The organism is Mycolicibacterium parafortuitum (genome assembly GCF_002086815.1).
Taxonomy (GTDB): Bacteria; Actinomycetota; Actinomycetes; order Mycobacteriales; family Mycobacteriaceae; genus Mycobacterium; species Mycobacterium parafortuitum.
This window is the reverse complement of the sequence record NZ_MVID01000038.1, coordinates 28,813-50,463: the sequence shown is the minus strand read 5'-3', so window position 1 is coordinate 50,463 and position 21,651 is coordinate 28,813. Positions and strand designations below refer to the sequence as shown.

At 68.7% G+C, this 21,651-nt stretch carries 20 protein-coding genes and 1 tRNA gene; 11 read left to right on the top strand and 10 right to left on the bottom strand.

Annotation, left to right across the window (positions count from 1 at the left end; genetic code table 11):
* Positions 1 to 90 precede the first annotated feature (90 nt).
* From BST38_RS27165 to BST38_RS27155, 3 genes are all read left to right on the top strand, one after another.
* On the top strand, positions 91 to 870 hold the full coding sequence (locus tag BST38_RS27165) for a dioxygenase family protein (RefSeq protein ID WP_083146633.1): 780 nt from the start codon (positions 91 to 93) through the stop codon (positions 868 to 870).
* Positions 871 to 907: 37 nt separating this feature from the next.
* A complete protein-coding gene (locus BST38_RS27160) occupies positions 908 to 1,732 on the top strand; it encodes a serine hydrolase domain-containing protein (protein WP_083146632.1) in 825 nt (274 codons plus the stop codon).
* A gap of 136 nt (positions 1,733 to 1,868) precedes the next feature.
* Positions 1,869 to 2,381, top strand: a complete 513-nt coding sequence (locus tag BST38_RS27155; protein ID WP_083146638.1) for a DUF3145 domain-containing protein — start codon at positions 1,869 to 1,871, stop codon at positions 2,379 to 2,381.
* On the opposite strand, the gene BST38_RS27150 is transcribed toward BST38_RS27155, so the two are convergent.
* Positions 2,378 to 3,292 carry a diacylglycerol kinase gene (locus BST38_RS27150; protein ID WP_083146631.1) on the bottom strand — a complete coding sequence of 305 codons (915 nt, stop codon included), beginning with the start codon at positions 3,290 to 3,292 and terminating at the stop codon, positions 2,378 to 2,380. The genes BST38_RS27155 and BST38_RS27150 overlap by 4 nt on opposite strands.
* Entirely contained in the window at positions 3,289 to 4,872 is a 1,584-nt protein-coding gene (locus BST38_RS27145) for an FAD-binding oxidoreductase (RefSeq protein WP_110782019.1), read from the bottom strand. Before BST38_RS27145 ends, BST38_RS27150 begins: the two co-directional genes overlap by 4 nt.
* Before the next feature lie 20 nt (positions 4,873 to 4,892).
* Between BST38_RS27145 and BST38_RS27140 the strand changes: the two genes are divergently transcribed.
* Positions 4,893 to 5,471, top strand: a complete 579-nt coding sequence (locus BST38_RS27140) for a TetR/AcrR family transcriptional regulator (protein ID WP_083146629.1) — start codon at positions 4,893 to 4,895, stop codon at positions 5,469 to 5,471.
* On the top strand, positions 5,468 to 7,006 hold the full coding sequence (locus BST38_RS27135) for a glycerol-3-phosphate dehydrogenase/oxidase (RefSeq protein ID WP_083146628.1): 1,539 nt from the start codon (positions 5,468 to 5,470) through the stop codon (positions 7,004 to 7,006). The genes BST38_RS27140 and BST38_RS27135 overlap by 4 nt, the downstream gene beginning before the upstream one ends.
* 3 nt (positions 7,007 to 7,009) lie before the next feature.
* On the opposite strand, the gene BST38_RS27130 is transcribed toward BST38_RS27135, so the two are convergent.
* The 7 genes from BST38_RS27130 to aceE form a co-directional block, all read right to left on the bottom strand.
* Positions 7,010 to 8,446 carry an acyl-CoA carboxylase subunit beta gene (locus BST38_RS27130; protein ID WP_083146627.1) on the bottom strand — a complete coding sequence of 479 codons (1,437 nt, stop codon included), beginning with the start codon at positions 8,444 to 8,446 and terminating at the stop codon, positions 7,010 to 7,012.
* Positions 8,447 to 8,464: 18 nt separating this feature from the next.
* Positions 8,465 to 9,718 carry a 3-oxoacyl-ACP synthase KasB gene (kasB, locus tag BST38_RS27125; protein WP_083146626.1) on the bottom strand — a complete coding sequence of 418 codons (1,254 nt, stop codon included), beginning with the start codon at positions 9,716 to 9,718 and terminating at the stop codon, positions 8,465 to 8,467.
* Between the two features lie 27 nt (positions 9,719 to 9,745).
* Entirely contained in the window at positions 9,746 to 10,996 is a 1,251-nt protein-coding gene (gene kasA, locus BST38_RS27120) for a 3-oxoacyl-ACP synthase KasA (protein WP_083146625.1), read from the bottom strand.
* Positions 10,993 to 11,292, bottom strand: coding sequence for a meromycolate extension acyl carrier protein AcpM (gene acpM / locus BST38_RS27115; protein ID WP_083146624.1), 300 nt, complete (start codon positions 11,290 to 11,292; stop codon positions 10,993 to 10,995). The genes kasA and acpM overlap by 4 nt, the downstream gene beginning before the upstream one ends.
* A gap of 81 nt (positions 11,293 to 11,373) precedes the next feature.
* Positions 11,374 to 12,285: an ACP S-malonyltransferase gene (locus BST38_RS27110; protein ID WP_083146623.1), complete on the bottom strand. Its 912-nt coding sequence runs from the start codon at positions 12,283 to 12,285 to the stop codon at positions 11,374 to 11,376.
* A 148-nt stretch (positions 12,286 to 12,433) separates the two neighbouring features.
* Complete coding sequence (locus BST38_RS27105; RefSeq protein WP_083146622.1) at positions 12,434 to 13,717, bottom strand: PucR family transcriptional regulator; 1,284 nt, start codon at positions 13,715 to 13,717, stop codon at positions 12,434 to 12,436.
* A gap of 72 nt (positions 13,718 to 13,789) precedes the next feature.
* Positions 13,790 to 16,579 carry a pyruvate dehydrogenase (acetyl-transferring), homodimeric type gene (gene aceE / locus BST38_RS27100; protein WP_083146621.1) on the bottom strand — a complete coding sequence of 930 codons (2,790 nt, stop codon included), beginning with the start codon at positions 16,577 to 16,579 and terminating at the stop codon, positions 13,790 to 13,792.
* Positions 16,580 to 16,762: 183 nt separating this feature from the next.
* On the opposite strand from aceE, the gene BST38_RS27095 reads away from it, so the two are divergent.
* The 6 genes from BST38_RS27095 (at position 16,763) to putP (ending at position 21,017) form a co-directional block, all read left to right on the top strand.
* Positions 16,763 to 17,341 (top strand): Rv2240c family protein, encoded by a 579-nt coding sequence (locus BST38_RS27095; RefSeq protein WP_083146620.1) that lies wholly within the window; start codon positions 16,763 to 16,765, stop codon positions 17,339 to 17,341.
* A 105-nt stretch (positions 17,342 to 17,446) separates the two neighbouring features.
* Complete coding sequence (locus BST38_RS27090) at positions 17,447 to 17,872, top strand: DUF3052 domain-containing protein (RefSeq protein ID WP_083146619.1); 426 nt, start codon at positions 17,447 to 17,449, stop codon at positions 17,870 to 17,872.
* Between the two features lie 31 nt (positions 17,873 to 17,903).
* Complete coding sequence (locus tag BST38_RS27085; RefSeq protein ID WP_083146618.1) at positions 17,904 to 18,374, top strand: peroxiredoxin; 471 nt, start codon at positions 17,904 to 17,906, stop codon at positions 18,372 to 18,374.
* A gap of 46 nt (positions 18,375 to 18,420) precedes the next feature.
* Positions 18,421 to 18,495, top strand: a tRNA-Val gene (locus BST38_RS27080).
* A 47-nt stretch (positions 18,496 to 18,542) separates the two neighbouring features.
* The gene (locus tag BST38_RS27075) at positions 18,543 to 19,439 is read left to right on the top strand and encodes a DMT family transporter (RefSeq protein WP_083146637.1); all 897 of its coding nucleotides are present in this window, start codon (positions 18,543 to 18,545) and stop codon (positions 19,437 to 19,439) included.
* A gap of 54 nt (positions 19,440 to 19,493) precedes the next feature.
* On the top strand, positions 19,494 to 21,017 hold the full coding sequence (gene putP, locus BST38_RS27070; protein WP_083146636.1) for a sodium/proline symporter PutP: 1,524 nt from the start codon (positions 19,494 to 19,496) through the stop codon (positions 21,015 to 21,017).
* Here the strand turns inward: putP and BST38_RS27065 are convergent.
* Positions 21,014 to 21,646, bottom strand: a complete 633-nt coding sequence (locus tag BST38_RS27065; RefSeq protein WP_083146617.1) for an SOUL family heme-binding protein — start codon at positions 21,644 to 21,646, stop codon at positions 21,014 to 21,016. The two genes, putP and BST38_RS27065, sit on opposite strands and share 4 nt — an antisense overlap.
* Between the last annotated feature and the right edge of the window lie 5 nt (positions 21,647 to 21,651).

Here is a 21,651-nt window from a genome sequence, read left to right as displayed (position 1 = left end):
CCTCGACCGGCTGGCCCTTGGCCCGCGAAATCACACCACGCACTGTCTGAGTCATGCCTGAGACCCTAATGGGTCCGGCACACTCGAGACATGTCTGACCGCATGCCCGCGGTGTTCCTGTCCCACGGCGCTCCACCCCTCGTCGACAGCCCGCAATGGGTCGCCCAACTCGAGGGGTGGGCGCGTGCTCTTCCGACGCCGTCGGCGGTCCTCGTCGTCTCGGCGCACTGGGAGGCCGCCCCGCTGACCATCGGCTCGACCGATCCCCGCACACCGTTGACGTACGACTTCTGGGGCTTCCCGGACCGCTTCTACGACGTGACCTACGCACCGCCGGGAGCAGCCGATGTCGCCACCGCGGTCGAGAAGCTGCTCGGCGGCAGCGAACCGGTGCGCCACGACCCCGATCGCCGCCTGGACCACGGTGCCTACGTGCCGCTGACGGTGATGTATCCGGCGGCGGACATCCCCGTGCTGCAGATCTCGCTACCCACCCTGGACCCGGAACGCCTGCTGCATCTCGGCGAGCGGTTGCGACCGCTGCGTGATGCCGGGGTGCTGATCATGGGTTCGGGTTTCACCACCCACGGGCTGCCGTTCCTGCACGACCCGTCACCGGACGCCGAACCGCCGGGCTGGTCCGTCGACTTCGACGAGTGGGCGGCCGACCGCATGACTGCCGGAGATGTGGACGCGCTCATCGACTTTCGGGTGCAGGCGCCCGGTATGCCCTACGCGCATCCGACGATCGAGCACTTCGCCCCGCTGTTCGTCGCACTCGGCGCATCCGACGATCCGGGACAGCGCCAGAAGCAGGTGGTCGACGGGTATTGGATGGGGCTCGCCAAACGATCGGTCGAACTGGTGTGACCGGCCACCGGGCTCGGCTCAAATATGCTCGGGCGCGATGAGCGCACTCGACATCCTCGACGACTGGCCGGTCCCCACCGTCGCCGCCGCGGTGGTGGGGACCTCCGGCGTGCTGGACCACCACGGCGACGTCGACCACCGCTTCGCGCTGGCGTCGGTGACCAAACCGCTCGTCGCCCGCGCCGCACAGGTCGCCGTCGAGGAAGGGGCCGTCGAACTCGACACCGAGGCCGGGCCGCCGGGGTCGACGGTGCGCCACCTGCTCGCACACACCGCCGGCTACGAGATGACCTCGTCGAAGGTGCTCGCCGCGCCCGGCACCCGCCGCATCTACTCCAACCACGGGTTCACGGTGCTGGCCGAGGCGATCGAGGCCGCGACCGAGATCCCGTTCCCGGACTACCTCGCCGAGGCGGTGTTCACCCCGCTGGGAATGACAGCCACGCACTTCGACGGCGGCACCGAGGCCGCCGGCTACGGTGCGACGTCCACGGTGACCGACCTCATCGCGTTCGCCGCCGACCTGCTCGCCCCCGCGACGGTGTCTGAGCAGATGCACAGCGAAGCGACGAGCGTCCAGTTTCCGGGTCTCGACGGGGTGCTACCGGGCTTCGGCGTGCAACGCCCCAACGACTGGGGCCTGGGTTTCGAGATTCGCGGCAACAAGTCTCCGCACTGGACGGGCGCGCAGAATTCACCGCGCACCTTCGGTCATTTCGGCCAGGCCGGGACGTTTTTGTGGGTCGATCCGGTCGTTTCGCTGGCGCTGGTCGTGCTGACCGACCGCAAATTCGGCGAGTGGGCCCATTCGGTGATGCCGGCACTGTCTGATGAAGTCCTAAGAGAGTGGGGGGCGGACTAGCGCAACATGCGCCTCACGAGGCACAATGGACCCGCAAGTCACAACTTCATCGAACATAACGCGCACCTACCCGTGCTGCTCGGAAACCACCAGGTCGTTGGGGAAGACGTCCCTCGTGGAACCGAAGGAGCAGGAGATGCGTGCAGCGAACCAATTCGCCGACGCGACGACGGGCGTGGTCTACATCCACGCGTCGCCCGCGGCGGTGTGCCCGCATGTCGAGTGGGCGTTGTCGTCGACCCTCAACGCGAGGGCGAATCTGAAGTGGACCCCGCAGCCGGCCATGCCCGGGCAACTGCGCGCTGTCACGAACTGGGTCGGCCCGGTCGGGACCGGCGCTCAGCTGGCAAACGCGTTGCGGTCCTGGTCGGTGCTGCGCTTCGAGGTGACCGAAGACCCCAGCCACGGCGTGGACGGACACCGCTGGTGCCACACCCCGCAACTCGGTCTGTGGAGCGGTGCGATGAGCGCCAACGGCGACGTGATGGTCGGTGAGATGCGGTTGCGCGCCCTGATGGAATCCGGCGCCGACATGCTGGCCGCCGAACTGGACGGGGTGCTCGGCACCGCCTGGGACGAACAGCTCGAGGCCTACCGCGACGGCGGCGAGGGCGCCGAGGTCAGCTGGCTGAGCAGAGGAGTCGGCTAGGCCGGCGATCCGGCCGGGCGCAGCACCGTCAGTGCGTCCGGCACCGCTGACACCCGCACCGGCAGCGGGCACACGTACTCGCCGTCGGCGTAGGCGGTGATCTCCGGTTTCCCGGGGCACTCGACCGTGATGGTGCGCGCACGCCGCGTGCTCACCTCGTCGAGATCGACGTGCGTGCCCTTGAACACCGTCGGGAACAGCCGGATCAGCCGCGTCCGCGACGCCGACGCGACCATCGTCCCGTCGAGCATCCCGTCGCGCGGATCGGCGCCGGGGCAGATCTTCATCCCGCCGCCGTAGCTGCGGGTGTTGCCGAACGCCGCCAGCGTCAGCAACGTGTCGTACTCGTCGTCATCGTCGAAGGCCAACCGGAACGGCAGCAGCCGCAGCTGCGAGATCTCGGCGATCATCGCGAGGTTGTAGCGCATCCGGCCGTGCGGCCAGCGCATCCGGTTGGTCCGATCGGTCACCAGTGAGTCGAACCCGGCGGCCATCACCGTGCCGAACCAGCGGTCGGTGCCGTCCGCGCCCGAGATTCGGCCCAGATCCACCCGGTCGGCGATCCCGTCCACGATCACGTCGGCGGCGGCCTCGGGATCACGGGTCGGGACACCGAATTCGCGGGCGTGGTCGTTGCCGGTGCCGGCCGGGATGATGCCGAGCGGGACGCCGGTCTGCGCGAGCACCTGAAGCGCCAGCGAGATGATTCCGTCGCCGCCGACGACGACGAGCGCATCCATCCCGCGGTCCAGCGCGCCCTCGACCAGGGTGCGGGCGTGGGCCGAGTCCCTGCCCGCGATCGCGACGACGTCCACACCCCGCCGGTGCAACTGCGTGATCGCACGCTCGGCGGCGTGCGGTGCGCTGCCGTGTCCGGAGGCCGGATTGGTCAGCACGGTGACGCGATTCACGGAATCAGCTTGCCCGGGTTCAGGATTCCGGCCGGATCGAGGGCGGACTTGACCGCCCGCAGCACGGCGACGCCGAGGTCGCCGACCTCGTCGCGCATCCACGGCCGGTGGTCGGCGCCGACGGCATGGTGATGGGTGATCGTCGCGCCGGTACGCACCATCGCGTCCGAGGCCGCGGCCTTGGCCGCACGCCACTGCTCGATCGGGTTGCCGCGCTGGGCGGCCACCACCGTGAAGTACAGCGAGGCGCCGGTCGGATACACATGCGAAATGTGGCACAGCACCAGCGCCGGTGTCCCGGAATCGGCGAGCGAACCGGTGAGGGCTTCGGTGACAGCGGATTTGACCGCGGGCACGTTCGACCAGTTGGTCGCCGTCTCCAGCGTCTCGCACAGCGCGCCCGCCGACAGCAGCGAGTCACGCAGATACGGCGCGTTGAACCGGCCGTGCTCCCACGCGCGCGCGGGTTCTTCGCCCAGCGACGTTGCGCCCTTGGCCAGCAACAGGTCCCGGGTCTCGGCGTGCCGGCTCGCGACGTGCGCGTCGGTGCCCTCGAACACGGTGATCGCCAGGCACCCGCCGGAGGCGGTCTGCTCCTCGCCGATGCTCTCGACGGTTGCGAGGTTCACCCCGGTCTCGGCCTCGTCGGACAGCCGGATCACGGTGGGCCCGGTGCCGGTCTGCACCACCGCGCGCAGCGCGTCGGCTCCGGTGGCGAAATCCGGGAACGACCACGCCTCGTAGCGGGTCGCCTCCGGTACGGGGTGCACGCGCACACGAACCCGGGTGATGATGCCCAGCGTGCCCTCCGAGCCGATCAGCAGCTGCCGCAGATCCGGCCCGGCCGCCGACTCCGGGGCCCGGCCCAGGTCGAGGACACCGGCCGGGGTGACGGCCCGCAGTCCGCGGACCATGTCGTTGAACCGGCCATAACCCGCGGAATCCTGACCGGACGAGCGGGTGGCGGCGAAGCCCCCGATCGTCGCGAACAGGAAACTCTGCGGGAAGTGGCCCAGCGAGAAGCCGCGTTCGCCGAGCAGGCGTTCGGCCTCGGGCCCGGTCAGGCCGGCACCGAGTTCCGCCTCCCAGGACACCTCGTCGAGGGAATGCAGTGCGTCGAGTCTGCGCAGGTCCAGCGAGACGACGGCCTTGAAGTCACCGCGCGTCGGGTCCAGGCCGCCGACCACACTGGTGCCGCCGCCGAACGGGACGACCGCGATGCTGTGGTCGGCGCAGAACCCGAGCACCGCGGCGATCTCGTCCTCACTGCCCGGAGCCAGCACCGCGTCGGGCGCGTCCTGGATGCCGAAGTCCTTGCGCCGCAACAGGTCCAGTGTGGATTTGCCGCCTGCCCGCAGTAGCCGGGCGTGGTCGTCGACGGTGACGTGTTCCGTGCCGACGAGCGCGGTGAGCCCGTCGCGGTCGGCCGGTGACAAGGCCGACGGACGCAGCTTGACCTGTTCGAGGGTGGGGGCCGCGACGGTGTCGGTGTCGATCCCGAGCGCCTGGTGCAGCAGTGACCGGATACCGGGGGACAGCGGCTTGGCGGCTGCGGGGTCGCCCCAGGCGTTCCATTGCATCATGCGTTACAGTATTACAGATGGTGTCAATCAGTAAATCTGATTCGAGCGTCGAGCAGCGGATACTCGACGCCGCCGCGGCGTGCATCGTCGCCTACGGCATCGAACGGACGACGGTCACCGAGATCGCGCGCCGGGCCCGGGTGAGCCGGCCGACCATCTACCGCCGCTGGCCCGATATCCGCTGGGTGATCGCCGAACTGCTGACCGTGCGGATCACCGGGGTGCTCGAGGCTGTCCCGGCGGCCGGGGCCGGCCGCGAGGACCTGGTGAACCGGGTGGTCAGGATCGCCGAGCGCCTGCGCAGCGACGAGGTGGTGATGTCGGTGATCTTCAACGCCCCGACACTGGCGATGGTGTACATCACCGAACGCCTCGGCACCAGCCAGCAGCTGCTCGTCGACACGCTGGCCGACGCGATCGCGGCGGGGCAGGAACACGGCAGCGTGCGCCCCGGCGACCCGCACCAGATGGGCGCGATGTGCCTGTTGATCACCCAGTCGACGATCCAGTCGGCGCAGATGGTGGAGAAGATCCTCGACCGCGACGCGCTGAACGCGGAGTTGGCGCTCGCACTGAATGGATACCTGAAACCATGACGGGCTCAACGGCTTTGAACGCCACCCGGCGGGCGGCCGAGCTCGCCGCGCTCGGCGACGGTGCGACTGTCGACCTGGTGGTGATCGGCGGTGGCATCACCGGTGCGGGGATCGCGCTGGACGCGGTCACCCGCGGGCTGTCGGTCGTGCTGGTCGACAAGCACGATCTGGCGTTCGGGACCAGCCGGTGGAGTTCCAAGCTGGTGCACGGCGGGCTGCGCTATCTGGCCACGGGGAACGTGGGCATCGCTCGGCGCAGCGCGGCGGAGCGCGGAATCCTGATGACCCGCAACGCGCCGCACCTGGTGCACGCGATGCCACAGCTGGTGCCGCTGCTGCCGTCGATGAACACCCCGTCCCGCGCGCTGGTGCGGTTCGGTTTCGCCGCCGGTGACGGGCTCCGCAAGCTCGCGGGCACCCCGGCGTCGGTGCTGCCGCGGTCGCGCCGCGTCGACGCGCAGCGGGCGATCACGCTGGCGCCCACCGTGCGTCGTGCCGGACTCGACGGCGCGTTCCTGGCCTACGACGGCCAGCTCGTCGATGACGCCCGCCTCGTGACCGCGGTCGCGCGCACCGCCGCCCAGCACGGCGCGCGGGTGCTGACCCGGGTCGCGGCGTCGGCGGCGTCGAGCAACTCGGTCACCCTGGTCGACACACTGACCGGTGAATCGCTGGATGTGCCGGCGCGCGCCGTCGTCAACGCGACCGGGGTGTGGGCGGGGGACCTCGACGCGTCGCTGAAGCTGCGGCCGAGCCGAGGCACGCACCTGGTGTTCGACGCCGCGGCGTTCGGCAATCCGACTGCGGCGCTGACGGTCCCGATCCCCGATGAGATCAACCGGTTCGTGTTCGCGATGCCGGAACAGCTCGGCCGGGTCTATCTCGGCCTCACCGACGAGGACGCGCCGGGTCCGATTCCCGACGTCCCGGAGCCGACGCTCGCGGAGATCACCTTCCTGCTCGACACCGTGAACACCGCACTGGACACCGCGCTGCGCCCCGAGGACGTCAGGGGTTCCTATGCCGGGCTGAGGCCGCTGATCGACACCGGCACCGGCCGCACCGCCGACGTGTCCCGAGAGCACGCGGTCACCGAGTCGCCGTCCGGGGTGATCAGCGTGATCGGCGGCAAGCTCACCGAGTACCGCTATATGGCCGAGGACGTCGTGAACCGTGCCGTGGAATCACGCGGGCTGGCCGCGGGGGTGTGCCGTACGCGCAACCTGCCGCTGGTCGGTGCGCCGTCGAACCCGGTGGCGACGCTGCGGTCCCCGGTCGAGCTGCCCGGTTCACTGGTGGCCCGGTTCGGCGCCGAGGCGCCGAACGTCATCGCGCGGGCGTCCTGCGAACGCCCGACCGACCCGGTTGCCGACGGAATCGACGTCATCCGAGCGGAATTCGAGTACGCCATCACCCACGAGGGTGCGCTGGCCGTCGACGACATCCTGGACCGGCGCACCCGGATCGGCCTGGTCGCCGAGGACCGCGCCGCGGCGGAGGCCGTCGCGGCGGAGATCCTGGCACAGGCGATCTGAGGCTTACAGCGGGATGTTCTTGTGCCGGCCGCGGCGCATCGGTGCCTCGGCCAGCGCCTGGGTCACCCGGGAGCGGGTGTGCGCCGGGTCGATCTTCTCGTCGACGACGCCGATCTCGATCGCCGAATCCACACCGCCGGCGATCCGCTCGTGCTCGATCGCGAGCTCCTCGTGCAGCGCCTCACGCTCGGCCGAGTCCTCGACGGCGGCCAGCTTCTTCTTGTGCAGGATGCCCACGGCCGCCTTGGCGCCCATCACGGCGACCTCGGCGTCCGGCCACGCGAACACCTTGGTGGCGTTCAGCGACCGCGAGTTCATCGCGATGTAGGCGCCGCCGTAGATCTTGCGGGTGACCAGCGTGACGCGCGGAACCGACGACTCACCGAACGCGTGCAGCAGCTTCGCGCCGCGACGCACCACGCCGCCCCACTCCTGGTCCACACCGGGCAGGTAGCCGGGTACGTCGACGATGACGACCAGCGGGATGCCGAACGCGTCGCACAGCCGCACGAAACGTGCCGACTTCTCCGCGCTTTCGGAGTTCAGGCAGCCGCCCAGGCGCAGCGGGTTGTTCGCGATGACACCGACCGTGCGACCGGCGAGCCGGCCCAGACCCACGACGATCGACGGCGCCCAGCGGGACTGGAACTCCTCGAAGGGCACACCCTCGTCGAGCAGGGCCTCGATCAGCGGGTGCACGTCGTAGGCGCGCCGGGCGGACTCGGGCAGCAGCGCCTTGAGGTCGGTGTCGCCGGCCTCGGCCTTGGAACGGTCGAAATGGCCCTGCTGGCAGAACAATCCGACCAGGCGGCGGCCGCGCTCGTAGGCGTCGAGCTCGTCGTCGGCGACGATGTGGCACACACCGGACTTCTTGTGGTGGGCCTCGGGGCCGCCGAGCGACACCATGTCGACGTCCTCGCCGGTGACGCTGCGCACGACGTCGGGACCGGTGACGAAGACCTTGCTGTCGGGGGCCATCACGATGACGTCGGTCAGCGCCGGGCCGTATGCGGCACCGCCGGCGGCGAATCCGACGACCACCGAGATCTGCGGGATGTAGCCGGACGCACGGATCATGGCCTCGAAGACCAGACCGACCGCGTGCAGCGCCTTGACGCCCTCGGCCAGCCGCGCACCGCCGGAATGCCAGATGCCGACGATCGGGCTCTGTTCCTCGATCGCGACGTCGTAGGCGTCGACGATGTGCTTGCAGCCGTCGACGCCCATCGCGCCACCCATCACGGTGCCGTCGGTGCAGAACGCGATGGTGCGCACTCCGTTGACGGTGCCCGCCGCGGCGAGGACGCCGGACTTGTCGCGCTCGTGCAGCAGCTCGACGCTGCCGTCGTCGAAGAACGTCGCCAGGCGCAGCAGGGGATCGCGGGGGTCGAGGGATTCGTTCGCCGCACCGGGTGCGGGCCGGTTCTCGATGGTCGTCATGGTGTCTCCTGCTCTGCTTCAGTACTTGCCGAAGGCGAGTGCGACATTGTGCCCGCCGAATCCGAACGAATTGTTGATGGCGTACTCGTAGTTTCCGGTCCGAGGGCTGCCTGCGACGACGTCGAGGTCGATCTCGGGATCCAGGTTCTTCAAGTTCAGCGTCGGCGGAATGACTCCGTCCCGCAACGCCTGCACCGTGAGGATCGACTCGACGGCGCCGACGGCGCCGACCGAGTGACCCAACGCCGACTTGGGTGCATAGACCGCGGGGCGGTGACCGCCCAGCGCTTTGTTGATCGCTCTGCCTTCGGCCACGTCGCCGACGGTGGTACCTGTCGCGTGTGCGTTGACGTGGTCGATGTCTTTGGGGGACAGGCCGGCGAGTTCCATGGCGCGCGTCATCGCGTACGCCGCTCGTTCACCGTCCGGGTCCGGGGCCACCATGTGGAAGCCGTCGGAGGTGATGCTGGCCCCCATCAGGCGGGCCAGCGGTGTGGCGCCACGGGCTTTCGCGTGCGCCTCGGTCTCGATCACCAGGAGCGCGCCTGCCTCGCCGAAGACGAACCCGTCGCGGTCCCTGTCGAACGGGCGGCAGGCGCCGGCCGGGTCGTCGTTGTTCGTCGACATCACGATGCGCATCTGGGCGAACGCGGCGATGGGCACCGCCTCGATGCGCTGCTCCACGCCGCCGCAGATCGCGATGTCGGCTTCACCCAGCACGATGTTGCGCCAGGCCTGGGCGATGCCCTCGGAACCGGAGGCGCACGCCGAAACCGGTGTCACCACACCGGCTTTGGCGCCGCGCTCCAACCCGACCACCGCGGACGGGCCGTTGGGCATGTACATCTGCACCGACAGCGGGGACACGGCGCGAAGGCCCTTTTCCCGCAGTCCGTCGTAGGCGAAGACGAGGGCCTCGGCGCCGCCGAGGCCGGTTCCGATCGACACCAGGAGCCGTTCGGTGTCGACCTCGGGTGCGCCGGCGTTCTCCCAGACACGCCGGCCCAGCACCGTGGCCATCTTCTGGATGTAGGACATGCGCCGGTTCTCGACCTTGTTGAGCTGAGAACTGAACTCTTCGAGCAGGTGCCCGCCGATCCGCACGGGAAGATCGAACTGCTCGACGAACGGGTCGTCGAGCCTGCGGATGCCGCTCTGGCCGTCCAGTACGGACTTCCAGGTGGTTTCGGCATCCGTCGCCAGAGACGTGGTCATCGCGATACCGGTGACCACGACGTCCGGCAGTCCGTTACCCGTCGTCGGCGAACTCATACTCGAAACGCGCGCCCTTTCCGCTGTTTAGTAGCGACCAAACGCCAGGGCCACATTGTGGCCGCCGAACCCGAAGGAGTTGTTGATCGCGTACTGGTAGTCGCCGTACCGAGGCTCACCCGCAACGACATCGAGATCGATCTCGGGGTCGGGCGTCTCGTAGTTCAGCGTCGGCGGAATGACACCGTCACGCAGCGCGAGGATCGTCAGCAGGGACTCCAGGGCGCCGACGGCGCCGATCGAGTGGCCCAGCGCCGACTTCGGCGCGTACACCGCGGCGTGCTCCACACCGGCGACACGGATGGCGTTGGCCTCCGCGGTGTCACCGATCGGGGTGGCCGTGGCGTGCGCGTTGACGTGGCTGATGTCCTTGGGGGACAGGCCCGCCGTCTCCATCGCCCGCTTCATCGCGTGACCGGCCCGAAGACCGTCCGCCGCCGGAGCGACCATGTGGAACGCATCCGAGGTGACACCGGCACCCAGCAGCCGGGCCAGCGGCTCGGCGCCGCGGGCCAGGGCGTGCTCCTCGGTCTCGATGATCATCATCGCGCCGGCCTCGCCGAAGACGAAGCCGTCACGGTCCTTGTCGAACGGCCGCGACGCCCCGGCGGGGTCGTCGTTGCGCGTCGACATGGCCCGCATCATCGAGAACGCGGCGATGGGCAGCGCCTCGATGCCGCCCTCGACACCACCACAGACGGCGAAGTCCGCGTCACCCATGACGATCTGGCGCCATGCGTGGGCGATGGCCTCCGAACCCGACGAGCACGCCGAGACCGGGGTGATGACCCCGGCCCGGGCGCCCAGCTCGAGCCCGGCGACCGCCGCCGCACCGTTGGGCATGATCATCTGCACGGCGAGCGGGGACACCTTGCGGGGCCCGCCCTCGTTCATCGCGTCATAGGTCTCGACGATCTTCTCGCCGCCACCCAGACCCGTGCCGATGACCACCGAGAAGCGGTCCGGGTCGACCTCGGGGGTACCCGCGTTCTCCCAGAGCCGCCGTGACAACAGCTTCGACATGCGCTGCACATAGGACATGCGGCGCATCTCGATGCGTGTCATGTGGCTGTCGATGTTGTCGACCAGGTGGCCGCCGATTCGCACCGGCAGGTCCCACTTCTCGACGAAATCGTCTTCGAGGATCCGGATACCGCTCTCGCCGGCCAGCAGACCCTTCCACGTGCTCTCGATGTCCGCCGCGAGGGCCGTGGTGGCCTCTATGGCGGTCACCACGACGTTGGGAAAACCGCCGTTAGCAGTGGAAGGACGGGTCACTTGTCGCCCTGGATCTGAGCGCGGATGGCGGCAGCAGCCTCGGGGTTCTCTTCCTCGAGCTTCTGGATGTAGGCGACGACGTCACCGACGGTGCGCAGACCGGCGAGGTCCTCGTCGGGGATCTTCACGCCGTACTTGTCCTCGGTCTGCACGGCGATCTCGACCATCGACAGCGAGTCGATGTCCAGGTCGTCGACGAAGCTCTTCTCCGGGGTGACCTCGGAGGGCTCGATTCCGGTGACCTCTTCGATGATCTCGGCGAGACCGGCGATGATTTCGTCCTGGCTGGCGGCCACGATGGCTCCTTCTATCTATTTCTTGTTACTTGAACTGGATGTGATCGAGCTGTGTAAATGGTTCTGAACGGCGGCGACGGGCTAGAACAGCCCGGCGACCTCGTCCAGATCAGCGGGGGTCTTGACGGCGTGCGTCGGCGTCCCCCGAAGTTCTCGTTTGGCGATCCCGGCGAGCGTCCCGGCCGGCGGGAACTCCACGATCGCCGCGACGCCCAGTTCCTTCATGGACGCGGTGCACAGGTCCCAGCGCACGGGGCGGGTCATCTGGGCGACGAGCTTGGACAGCGCGTCAGAGCCGCCCGCGACCGAGCGTCCGTCCGCGTTGGACAGCAGCGTGACGTTCGGCTCCTGCGGGGTGATCCGGTCGGCCACCCGGGTGTACTCGGCCAGGGCCGGTTCCATGTAGCGGGTGTGGAACGCCCCCGCGGTGGCCAGCGGGCGCACCCGGGCGCGTGCCGGCGGATCCTCGGCGAGCTTCTCCAGCGCGGCCAGCGCGCCGGCGGCGACGATCTGGCCGGCGGCGTTGCGGTTGGCGGGGATCAGGTCGAGTGCTTCCAGGCGGGCCAGCACCTCGGCTTCGTCGCCGCCGAGCAGCGCCGACATCCCGGTGGGCTCCAGTGCGCAGGCCTTGGCCATCTCCTTGCCGCGGGTCGCGGCCAGCGAGACGGCCTCGTCGGCGGAGATGACGCCGGCGATGGCGTACGCCGCGATCTCGCCGACGGAGTGGCCTGCGGCCACGATCTGCACATCGCCGAAGTCGGCGCGCTTGGTCAGTTCCTCGTAGGCGAGCAGGGTGGCGGCGACGACGAGCGGCTGGGTCACCGCGGTGTCGGTGATCTCCTCGGCGGTGGCGGTGGTGCCGAGCCGGCTCAGATCAAGTCCGCTGATCTCGGACCACGACGCGATGCGCTCAGCGGCTCCGGGAAGCTCGAGCCATTCGGCGAGCATGCCGGGAGTCTGCGAGCCCTGTCCGGGCGCGAGGAATGCGAGCACAGTCGTCTGAGGCACTTCTTAAGGAAACATTGTGAAGTTGGATTTGAGGGGTGTAAGAGATTATGAACCTCGTCTTAGGTTTTTGTAGGTAGTCAACAAATCCGCATGTGATGCGACTTCAACGAGATCTCGGCGCAACATCTGACGTCTAAGACTGTCCGGCCGATGTGACCGACGCGACAGGGTCGACCCGTCCGGATATGCCTCTTTGTGGGGTAGAGAGCGTGGCCTGGTGCGACAGCCTGCCCAGCGAGGTGGCCACCCGCAATACGTACGCATCCCGCGGAACCGTCGGATCGCGGCCGGTGAAGTCGGTGATCCGCTTGAGCCGGTAGCGGACGGTATTTGGATGAACGAACAATTTGCGGGCGCAAGCTTCGATCGCTCCGCCGGAGTCCAGATACGCGTCCAACGTCTCCATCAGGGCCGGACCGGCATCCGCCAGCGGGCGCATCACCTCGGTTTCCAGCGCCGCACCGGCCGTCGCGTCGCCGAGCAGCGCGCGTTCGGGAAGTAGCTCGCGGGCCGAGACCGGACGTGGCGCACCGGCCCAGCCCGCGACCGCGTTCATCCCAGCCAGCGCCTCGGTCGCGCTGCGGTGCGCGGCGCCGAGCGTCGGGGCGGTCGGGCCGATCACCACCGCGCCGTCGGCGAACACCTTCATCAGGTCGGCCATGAACCGTTCGGTCGGTGACAGTCCACCGGAGACGATCGTGACCAGCCAGGTGCCGTGCACATCGCACAGCGCCCCGCGGTCGTGCCGGGCCGCGGCGTCGTGGACGTCCTCGCCGACGAACTCGAGCCGGTCGGGCCGCGGTGTCCCGACGATGACGGTCGCGGGGGCGGTGGCATCCCAGTTCAGGGCCGCGGCCTGGGACTGCAGATCCGGCCCGACGTCACCGCGCACCACGGCGTCGACGAGGTTGGCCTCCATCCGGGTGTCCCACGCACCGCGCGCCTCGGCCTGGTCGGCGTAGGCGCTGGCCGCGGCGAACGCCAGGTCGCGGCTGTAGCGCAGGATGCCCGCGGTGAGCGCGGTCAGCTGCTGCTCGGTGCGGGCCAGCAGCGGTACGACCTCCTCGAAGTACTCCATCGTGACGCGAACCATCTCGACGGACTGGCGCAGCGCGATGCGCCTGCGCAGATCCTGGGGCACGACCTCGAACGCCTGCGCGGTGTAGCTGACGTTGCTCTGCGGGTCGCGCATCCACTCGACGAAGTTCACGACCGCGGTCTGCACCACCAACTGCACGCTGGCGCGCTGAGACGCGTCCATGTCGGCGAAGAACGGCAGCCGCTCCTCCATCGCGTGCACGGCCTCGGTGGCCAGCCGGCCCGAGTACTGCTTGAGCCGACGCAGCGCCGCATCGGGGACGCTTTCGAGCACCTCGACGGTGGATCGCGGCGGGACGAACCGATTGTTGTCGGCCATCCCTAAAATCTACGCCTGTTTTTGTGCAGAACCTCCAGCGGCCCTACGTGACTCTCAGGCTGAATGTCGTCGCTACGCGACCCCGGGATCCGACGTCTGCTCCGGCGCCGCCATCACATCGTCGATCTCGTACTTGCGCGCCGCCTCCGCGGCCGCCGAGATGTCGATGTTGCCGTCGCGCGCCAGCCCCTGCAGCACCGCGACGACGATCGACTCGGCGTCGGTGTTGTAGAACCGGCGGGCGGCCGGGCGGGTGTCGGAGAAACCGAAGCCGTCGGTGCCCAGCGTGACGTAGGTGCCCGGCACCCAGGGCCGGATCTGCTCGGGAACCGCGCGCATCCAGTCCGACACCGCGACCACCGGGCCCTCGGCGTCGGCCAGCGCCTGCGTCACGTGCGGCGTCGCGGCCGGGCGGTCCGGGTGGCGCAACTTCTCCTTCTCGATCGCCACGCCCTCCCGGTTGAGCTCGCCCCAACTGGTCACCGACCAGACGTCGGCGGCGACGTCCCACTCGTCGGCGAGCATCTCGGCGGCCCGCAGCGCCGACGGCATCGCGACCCCGGACACCAGGATCTGTGCGCTGTTGGACTTGCGCTCCGGCGCCGCCCGGTAGCGGTACATGCCCCGCAGCAGACCCTCGACGTCGAGGTTCTCGGGCTCGGCGGGCTGCACGTAGGGCTCGTTGTAGATCGTCATATAGAAGTAGACGTTCTCGGGGTTCTCGCCGTACATGCGGGCCAGCCCGCTCTCGATGATGTAGGCGATCTCGTAGGCGAACGCCGGGTCGTAGGCCACCACGGCGGGGTTGGTGGCGGCCAGCAGCAGCGAATGCCCGTCGGCGTGCTGCAGACCCTCGCCGACCAGCGTGGTGCGGCCCGCGGTGGCGCCCAGCACGAAACCGCGCGCCATCTGATCCGCCGCGGCCCAGAAGCCGTCACCGGTGCGCTGGAACCCGAACATCGAATAGAAGATGTAGATCGGGATCATCGGCTCGTTGTGCGTGGCGTACGACGTGCCGACCGCGGTGAACGACGCCGTCGAGCCGGCCTCGTTGATGCCCTCGTGCAGGATCTGGCCGACCTCGGACTCCTTGTAGGCCAGCATCAGCTCCGCGTCCACCGACGTGTAGAGCTGCCCGTTGCGGTTGTAGATCTTCAGCGACGGGAACCACGAGTCCATCCCGAACGTGCGGGCCTCGTCGGGGATGATCGGCACGATGCGCGAGCCGATGTTCTTGTCGCGCAACAGCTCCTTGAAGGTGCGCACAGTCGCCATCGTGGTGGCGACCTCCTGTTTGCCGGAACCCTTCTTGAGCGCCTTGTAGGTGTCGCTGCCGGGCAGGGTCAGCGCCTTGGTCTTCGTGCGCCGCTCGGGCAGGAAGCCGCCGAGGGCACGCCGCCGGTCGAGCATGTAGCGGATCTCGGGGGCCTCCGGGCCGGGGTGGTAGTACGGCGGCAGGTACGGGTTCTCCTCGATCTGCTGATCGCTGATCGGGATCCGCTGCACATCACGGAAATCCTTGAGATCCTGCAGCGCAAGCTTTTTCATCTGGTGCGTGGCGTTGCGGCCCTCGAAGTGCTTGCCGAGGGTGTAGCCCTTGATGGTCTTGGCCAGGATCACCGTCGGCTGGCCCTTGTGCTCCATCGCCGCGTGGTAGGCCGCGTAGACCTTGCGATAGTCGTGGCCGCCGCGCTTGAGGTTCCAGATCTCGGCGTCGGTCATGTTCTGGACCAGCGCCTTGGTGCGCGGATCGCGGCCGAAGAAGTGGTCCCGCACGTAGCTGCCGTCGTTGGCCTTGTAGGTCTGGTAGTCCCCGTCAGGGGTGGTGTTCATCAGATTCACCAGCGCGCCGTCGCGGTCGGCGTGCAGCAGCGCGTCCCACTCGCGGCCCCACACCACCTTGATGACGTTCCAGCCCGCGCCGCGGAAGAACGACTCCAGCTCCTGGATGATCTTGCCGTTGCCGCGCACCGGGCCGTCGAGGCGCTGCAGGTTGCAGTTCACGACGAACGTCAGGTTGTCGAGCCCCTCGTTGGCCGCGACCTGGATCAGGCCGCGCGACTCCGGCTCGTCCATCTCGCCGTCACCGAGGAACGCCCACACATGCTGCTTGGAGGTGTCCTTGATGCCGCGGTCGTGCAGGTAGTGGTTGAACCGCGCCTGGTAGATCGCGTTCATCGGGCCGAGACCCATCGACACCGTCGGGAACTCCCAGAAATCGGGCATCAACCGGGGGTGCGGGTAGGACGGCAGCCCGCCGCCGGGGTGGCTGTGCTCCTGGCGGAAGCCGTCGAGTTGATCGGTGGACAGCCGCCCCTCCAGGAACGCCCGGGCGTAGATGCCGGGGGAGGCGTGGCCCTGGATGAAGATCTGGTCCCCGCCGCTGGGGTGGGACTTGCCGCGGAAGAAGTGGTTGAACCCGACCTCGTAGAGCGCGGCCGACGACGCATACGTCGAAATATGGCCGCCGACACCGACACCTGGCCGCTGCGCCCGGTGCACCATGATCGCGGCGTTCCACCGGATCCAGGCGCGGTAGCGGCGCTCGACGTCCTCGTCGCCGGGGAACCAGGGCTCCAGCTCGGTCGGGATCGTGTTGACGTAGTCGCTCGACGTCAACGCCGGGATCGCGACGCGCTGCTCGCCGGCGCGCTCCAGCAGGCGCAGCAGCAGGTAGCGGGCCCGCGCGGGGCCGGACCGGTCGAGCAGATCGTCGAACGACTCAAGCCATTCGCCGGTCTCCTCGGGGTCGATGTCGGGCAGATACGACGCGACACCCTCTCGGATGACCCGAACACGATCGTGTTCGGCTGTGCTGCTGGAGTTTTGGGCCAGATCCTGGCGCACGAACTCGGTGGTCAACTTCCGCTCCTTGTCAGGCGGTGAACATGCACGGACACGTCGGCTCGGTTGGTCACCCAGCGTTCGGTGCACGCGCCTCCATCCTCGTCTAATCCTGCCCCATTCGCACCAGCGGGTGGGCCAGTGCGCAGAACCTGGGAACGCCGTTCGGAACACCCGGGTGCCCGGTAACCTCTGCAGGCTGTGCGCAACGGCTCGGAGACCGCCCGCGGGGTGCGGCTCGCGGCCCTTGTGACCGGCGCTTCGGCGGCGATGGCGATGATCGTCGTGGGCTGCACCAACGTCACCGGGGGCGACGCCGAGGTGGCAGCCGGGGAAGCGCCGCTGTACCGGGCGTCGGTGACGGCGTCGCGCGAGGAGGCCGCGGCCAGTTCCAGCGCCCGCGAGTCGCAACGGCAGGCGTCGCTGACCGCCGAGGCGGTACGGACGTCGTGCGAGGCGATGAGTTCGAGCAGCGCCGAGGCCGTCGCGTCGGTGAACAAATACGTCGACGCGATGAACGACAGCCCGGCCGATGTCGCGCGCACCGCGGGCCCTGCCGTCGACGCGCTCAACCACAGCGCCGATCTGGTCGCGGGAAGCCTTTCCGATCCGTTGACCTCGGAGTTGAGGGATGCGCTGAACGCCTGGGTGGACGCCGCGCGCGGCGTCGCGACGGCCATCGCGGGAAATTACGGGGTCGACGATTTCAACACGGCGATCCAGGTGTTGAACGAGGCCAAGACCACCGCGTTGGACCGGTGCGATGCGGCATACCGATGAACCTGCGGCTAGATGTCTTGCTGAGGGCCGCAAGCATGCGACGATAGTGCTGTTCACACATGTAGCGAGCGCATCTGCGCCGTGTCGGCTGAAGGAGGACTGACCGTGGTGTCGGCGGGTGACCCCCCGAACTACGCCCGAAAGCTGGGCATCCAAAAAGATCAGGTTGTGCAGGAGTTGGGCTGGGACGAGGACGCCGACGACGACATCCGAGCCGACATCGAAGACGAGATCGGCGGTGAGCTTCTCGACGAGGACGCAGACGACGTCGTGGACGTGGTGCTGCTGTGGTGGCGGGACGACGACGGAGACCTCGTCGACAGGTTGATGGACGCCATCACCCCGCTCGCCGACGACGGTGTCATCTGGGTCGTGACTCCCAAGACCGGCAAGCCCGGGCACGTCCAGCCTGCCGAGATCGCCGAATCCGCGCCGACCGCCGGCCTGATGCAGACGTCGTCGGCGAATCTGGGGGACTGGATCGCCAGCCGCCTGGTGCAGCCGAAGTCGAAGGCCGCTGGGCGCCGATGAGCGCTTGCGCGAAGAGCAGACAGTCGCGCTAGTGGTCTCCGTCGGTGACACGGCGCCGGACTTCACGCTGAAGGATCAGAACAACCAGCGGGTGACGCTCGGCGATTTCCGCGGCGTGAAGAACGTCGTGCTGGTGTTCTTCCCGCTTGCCTTCACCGGTATCTGTGAACGTGAACTCGACGAAATCCGGGACCACATCGACGATTTCGTCAACGACGAGACCGCGACGCTGACCGTCTCGGTGGGGCCGTCGCCCACCCACAAGGTGTGGGCGCGCGATCGGGGATATTCGTTCCCGGTGCTGTCGGACTTCTGGCCGCACGGCGCGGTCAGCCAGGCCTACGGCGTGTTCAACGAGCCCTCGGGGTTCTCCAACCGCGGCACGTTCGTCATCGACCGCGCCGGCGTCGTCCGGTTCGCCGAGTGCAAGGAACCCGGTGAGGCCAGGGATCAGGCGGTGTGGACGGCGGCGCTGGCGGCGTTGGCGTCCCGGAAGGCCTGACCGGATTTCCAGTTGACCTGCGAATCCGTGTAACCTGCCCGGGATCGGGCGCGTAGCTCAGTGGTAGAGCTCTGGTTTTACACACCAGCGGTCGGCGGTTCGATACCGTCCGCGCCCACCACCTAAATTCAGTTGCCGCAGCGGAATCCGCCCGGCAAGGTGACGGCCATGCAGGGTGCTCCCAACCGCTCGGAGACCCTGCTGGTGTCGGCCGCTGCCGGGGTGACGGTCCTGCTCTGGTCCTCGTCGTTCGTGGTGATCCGCGCCGTCGGCGAGGTGCTGTCCCCAGGGCCGCTGGCGTTCCTCCGGATGCTGGTGGGTGCGACGGTGCTGGTCGCCGTCGCGGCGTGGTACCGCAGACCGGTGCCGCGCGGCCGCACCCTGGCCCTGGTGGTCGGCTACGGCGTGCTGTGGTTCGCCCTGTACACGGTGCTGCTGAACTGGGCCGAACAGCACCTCGATGCCGGAACCGCGGCGCTGCTGGTGAATTTCGCGCCGATCATCGTCGCCGTGTTCGCCGGCCTGTTCTTCGGCGAGGGCTTTCCCCGCACCCGCGTCGTCGGCATCGTCATCGCGTTCGCCGGGGTGGCGCTGATCGCCGTCGGCGGGTCCGGCGGACCGGGCAACGACCGGTTGGGCGTGGCCCTTGGCCTGGTCACGGCGGTGCTCTACGCGGCGAGCGTGCTGATGCAGAAGGTCGCGCTGCGCTCGGTGGATGCGGTGACGGCCACCTGGGTGGGCTGTGTGGCGGGCCTGGTCGCGACCACGCCGTTCGCGCCGGCAGCGTTCGGCGAGCTCGCCGACGCGCCCGCGGGCGCAGTGGCCGGGGTGGTGTTCCTCGGCGTCGGGCCGACCGCCATCGCGTTCCTCACGTGGGCGTACGCGCTGTCGCGCACCGATGCCGGGGCCATGGCGGCGACCACCCTGGCGGTGCCCGCGGTGGCCATCGGCCTGTCCTGGCTGGCGCTGGGTGAGCTTCCGACGGTGCTGGGCTTCGTCGGCGGTGCGCTGGCGCTTCTCGGGGTGGCCATCACCCGGCGCCGCCGAACCGGACAACGGGCCTGACCGTTTCTCCTACGATCGATGGAGCCAGGCACCGTCGACGGAAGCGAGAGCATGATGTCCGACAGCGCGTTTCAGATGGTGGCGATCGGCCTGTACTTCGCCGCGATGATCGCCATCGGCTTCTACGCCTTCCGCCGGACCAGCGACCTCGACGATTACATGCTCGGCGGCCGCAAGCTGTCCCCGGGCGTGGCCGCGTTGTCCGCCGGGGCGTCGGACATGTCCGGCTGGCTGCTCCTCGGCGTCCCCGGCGCCATCTACGCGTCCGGGCTGATCGAGTCGTGGATCGTGATCGGCCTGGTGGTCGGCGCATGGCTGAACTGGAAGTTCGTCGCGCCCCGGCTGCGGGCCTACACCGAGATCGCCAACAACTCGATCACCGTGCCGAGCTTCTTCGAGAACCGGTTACGCGACAAATCGCATGTCCTGCGCATCGCGGCCGGCGCCATCATCCTGGTCTTCTTCACGTTCTACGTGTCGTCCGGCATGGTCGCGGGCGGGGTGTTCTTCGAGTCGTCGTTCGGCTCGTCGTATCTGACCGGCATGCTGCTGGTCGCCGGGGTGACGCTGTGCTACACGCTGTTCGGCGGGTTCCTCGGGGCGTCGCTGACCGACGTCGCGCAGGGTCTGCTGATGCTCGCGGCGCTGATCACCATTCCCGTCGCCGCGATCATCGCCACCGGCGGACCCGGTGAGGTGGTCAACCTGGTGCAGGCCGCCGACGCCGCGCACAACGCGGCCAACCCCGGTGACGAAATCCACCGCACATCACTGTTTTTCGGCGGTAGCTTCCTCGCCATCGTATCCGCTGCGGCGTGGGGGCTCGGCTACTTCGGCCAGCCGCACATCATCGTCCGGTTCATGGCGATGCGTTCGTCGGCCGACGCCAAGGCCGGTCGCCGAATCGGTATCAGCTGGATGATCCTCACGTCGCTGGGCGCGATCATCACCGGTTTCGCCGGCCTGGCGTACTTCTTCCGCGAGGGCGTGACACTGGACAATCCCGAGACGGTGTTCCTTCGGCTGGCGCAGGTGATGTTCCATCCGTTCGTCGCCGGCGTCGTGCTCGCCGCCGTGTTGGCGGCGATCATGTCGACGGTCTCGTCGCAGCTGATCGTATGTTCGTCGGCGCTGGTCGAAGACATCTACCGGGCGTTCGGCAAAGAGGCGAGCTCGGCGAGGCTGGTGCTGTTCGGCCGCCTCGGGGTGCTCACGGTGGCGGTGGTCGCGGTCCTGTTGGCGCTCAACCCCGATGGGACGATCCTCGACCTCGTCGGCTTCGCCTGGGCGGGGTTCGGTGCCGCGTTCGGCCCGTTGATCATCCTGTCGCTGTTCTGGCGCAAGCTCACGTCACCGGGGGCGATCGCCGGCATGATCGCCGGTGCGGTGGTGGTCGGCATCTGGGGCCAGACCGACGCGTTGTCGAGTGCGATGTACGAGATCGTTCCCGGCTTCATCGCGTGTCTCGTGTTCGCGGTCGTCGTCTCGCTGGTGACGGCGCGCGAGGACGACGACATCCAAACCGAGTTCACCGAGATGGCCGAGGCCTCATCCGGGACGGCGGCCAAAACGGCCTAGCCGGACGCCTCCACCAGGACGGCCACCTCGTTGCGCCGCCGGAACGGCAGCGTCCACGGCGGATCGTAGAACCATGCCACCGGATCGCCCTGCGGCTGGAAAGCGCTGTCGCGCAGGGCGTCGAGGAGGTCGCGGCCCTTCTGTGCGACGGCCTGGGGGCTGCGGTCCCCGGTGAAGCGAAGCACCGCGTACGTCTCACCCGGCACCTCGACCAGCTCCACGCGCTCGTCGTCGGGTTCGGGAAGCAGATCCATCGACCACTTCGACGGCATGTAGAACCGGATGACCGATTCGCCGCCCGCCCCGCGTGACTGCGCCACCGGTGCGGTCATCGCGATCTTCTCGTTCTGCTGAGCGACCGGTGCGGTCATCGCGATCTTGGTCTGGCGGTGGTTGCCGCCGAAGATGTAGTTCGCCAGCCGGCGAAACCCGTCGCTGCGTGCCGACTCCTCGGAACCGGTCACCGAGGTCTGCGCGGCGATCCGCGGCCCGTAGCGCCGGATCTCGACGGCGGACCCGAGGGTGCCCTCGGGCACGTACATCGGTTCCTCGGTGCCTGCACGGATGCCGACGAGTGCGCCGACGCCCTCGGCGACCTGTTTTGCGGTGTCGATGATCTTGGCCAACATGGCGA

Excerpts from the sequence above, each read along its gene's own strand:
- BST38_RS27165 (WP_083146633.1), top strand. The coding sequence starts at position 91 with ATGTCTGACCGCATGCCCGCGGTGTTCCTGTCCCACGGCGCTCCACCC.
- BST38_RS27160 (WP_083146632.1), top strand. The coding sequence starts at position 908 with ATGAGCGCACTCGACATCCTCGACGACTGGCCGGTCCCCACCGTCGCC.
- BST38_RS27155 (WP_083146638.1), top strand. The coding sequence starts at position 1,869 with ATGCGTGCAGCGAACCAATTCGCCGACGCGACGACGGGCGTGGTCTAC.
- BST38_RS27145 (WP_110782019.1), bottom strand. The coding sequence starts at position 4,872 with ATGCAATGGAACGCCTGGGGCGACCCCGCAGCCGCCAAGCCGCTGTCC.
- BST38_RS27140 (WP_083146629.1), top strand. The coding sequence starts at position 4,893 with ATGGTGTCAATCAGTAAATCTGATTCGAGCGTCGAGCAGCGGATACTC.
- BST38_RS27135 (WP_083146628.1), top strand. The coding sequence starts at position 5,468 with ATGACGGGCTCAACGGCTTTGAACGCCACCCGGCGGGCGGCCGAGCTC.
- BST38_RS27130 (WP_083146627.1), bottom strand. The coding sequence starts at position 8,446 with ATGACGACCATCGAGAACCGGCCCGCACCCGGTGCGGCGAACGAATCC.
- kasB (WP_083146626.1), bottom strand. The coding sequence starts at position 9,718 with ATGAGTTCGCCGACGACGGGTAACGGACTGCCGGACGTCGTGGTCACC.
- BST38_RS27105 (WP_083146622.1), bottom strand. The coding sequence starts at position 13,717 with ATGGCCGACAACAATCGGTTCGTCCCGCCGCGATCCACCGTCGAGGTG.
- BST38_RS27075 (WP_083146637.1), top strand. The coding sequence starts at position 18,543 with ATGCAGGGTGCTCCCAACCGCTCGGAGACCCTGCTGGTGTCGGCCGCT.
- putP (WP_083146636.1), top strand. The coding sequence starts at position 19,494 with ATGTCCGACAGCGCGTTTCAGATGGTGGCGATCGGCCTGTACTTCGCC.
- BST38_RS27065 (WP_083146617.1), bottom strand. The coding sequence starts at position 21,646 with ATGTTGGCCAAGATCATCGACACCGCAAAACAGGTCGCCGAGGGCGTC.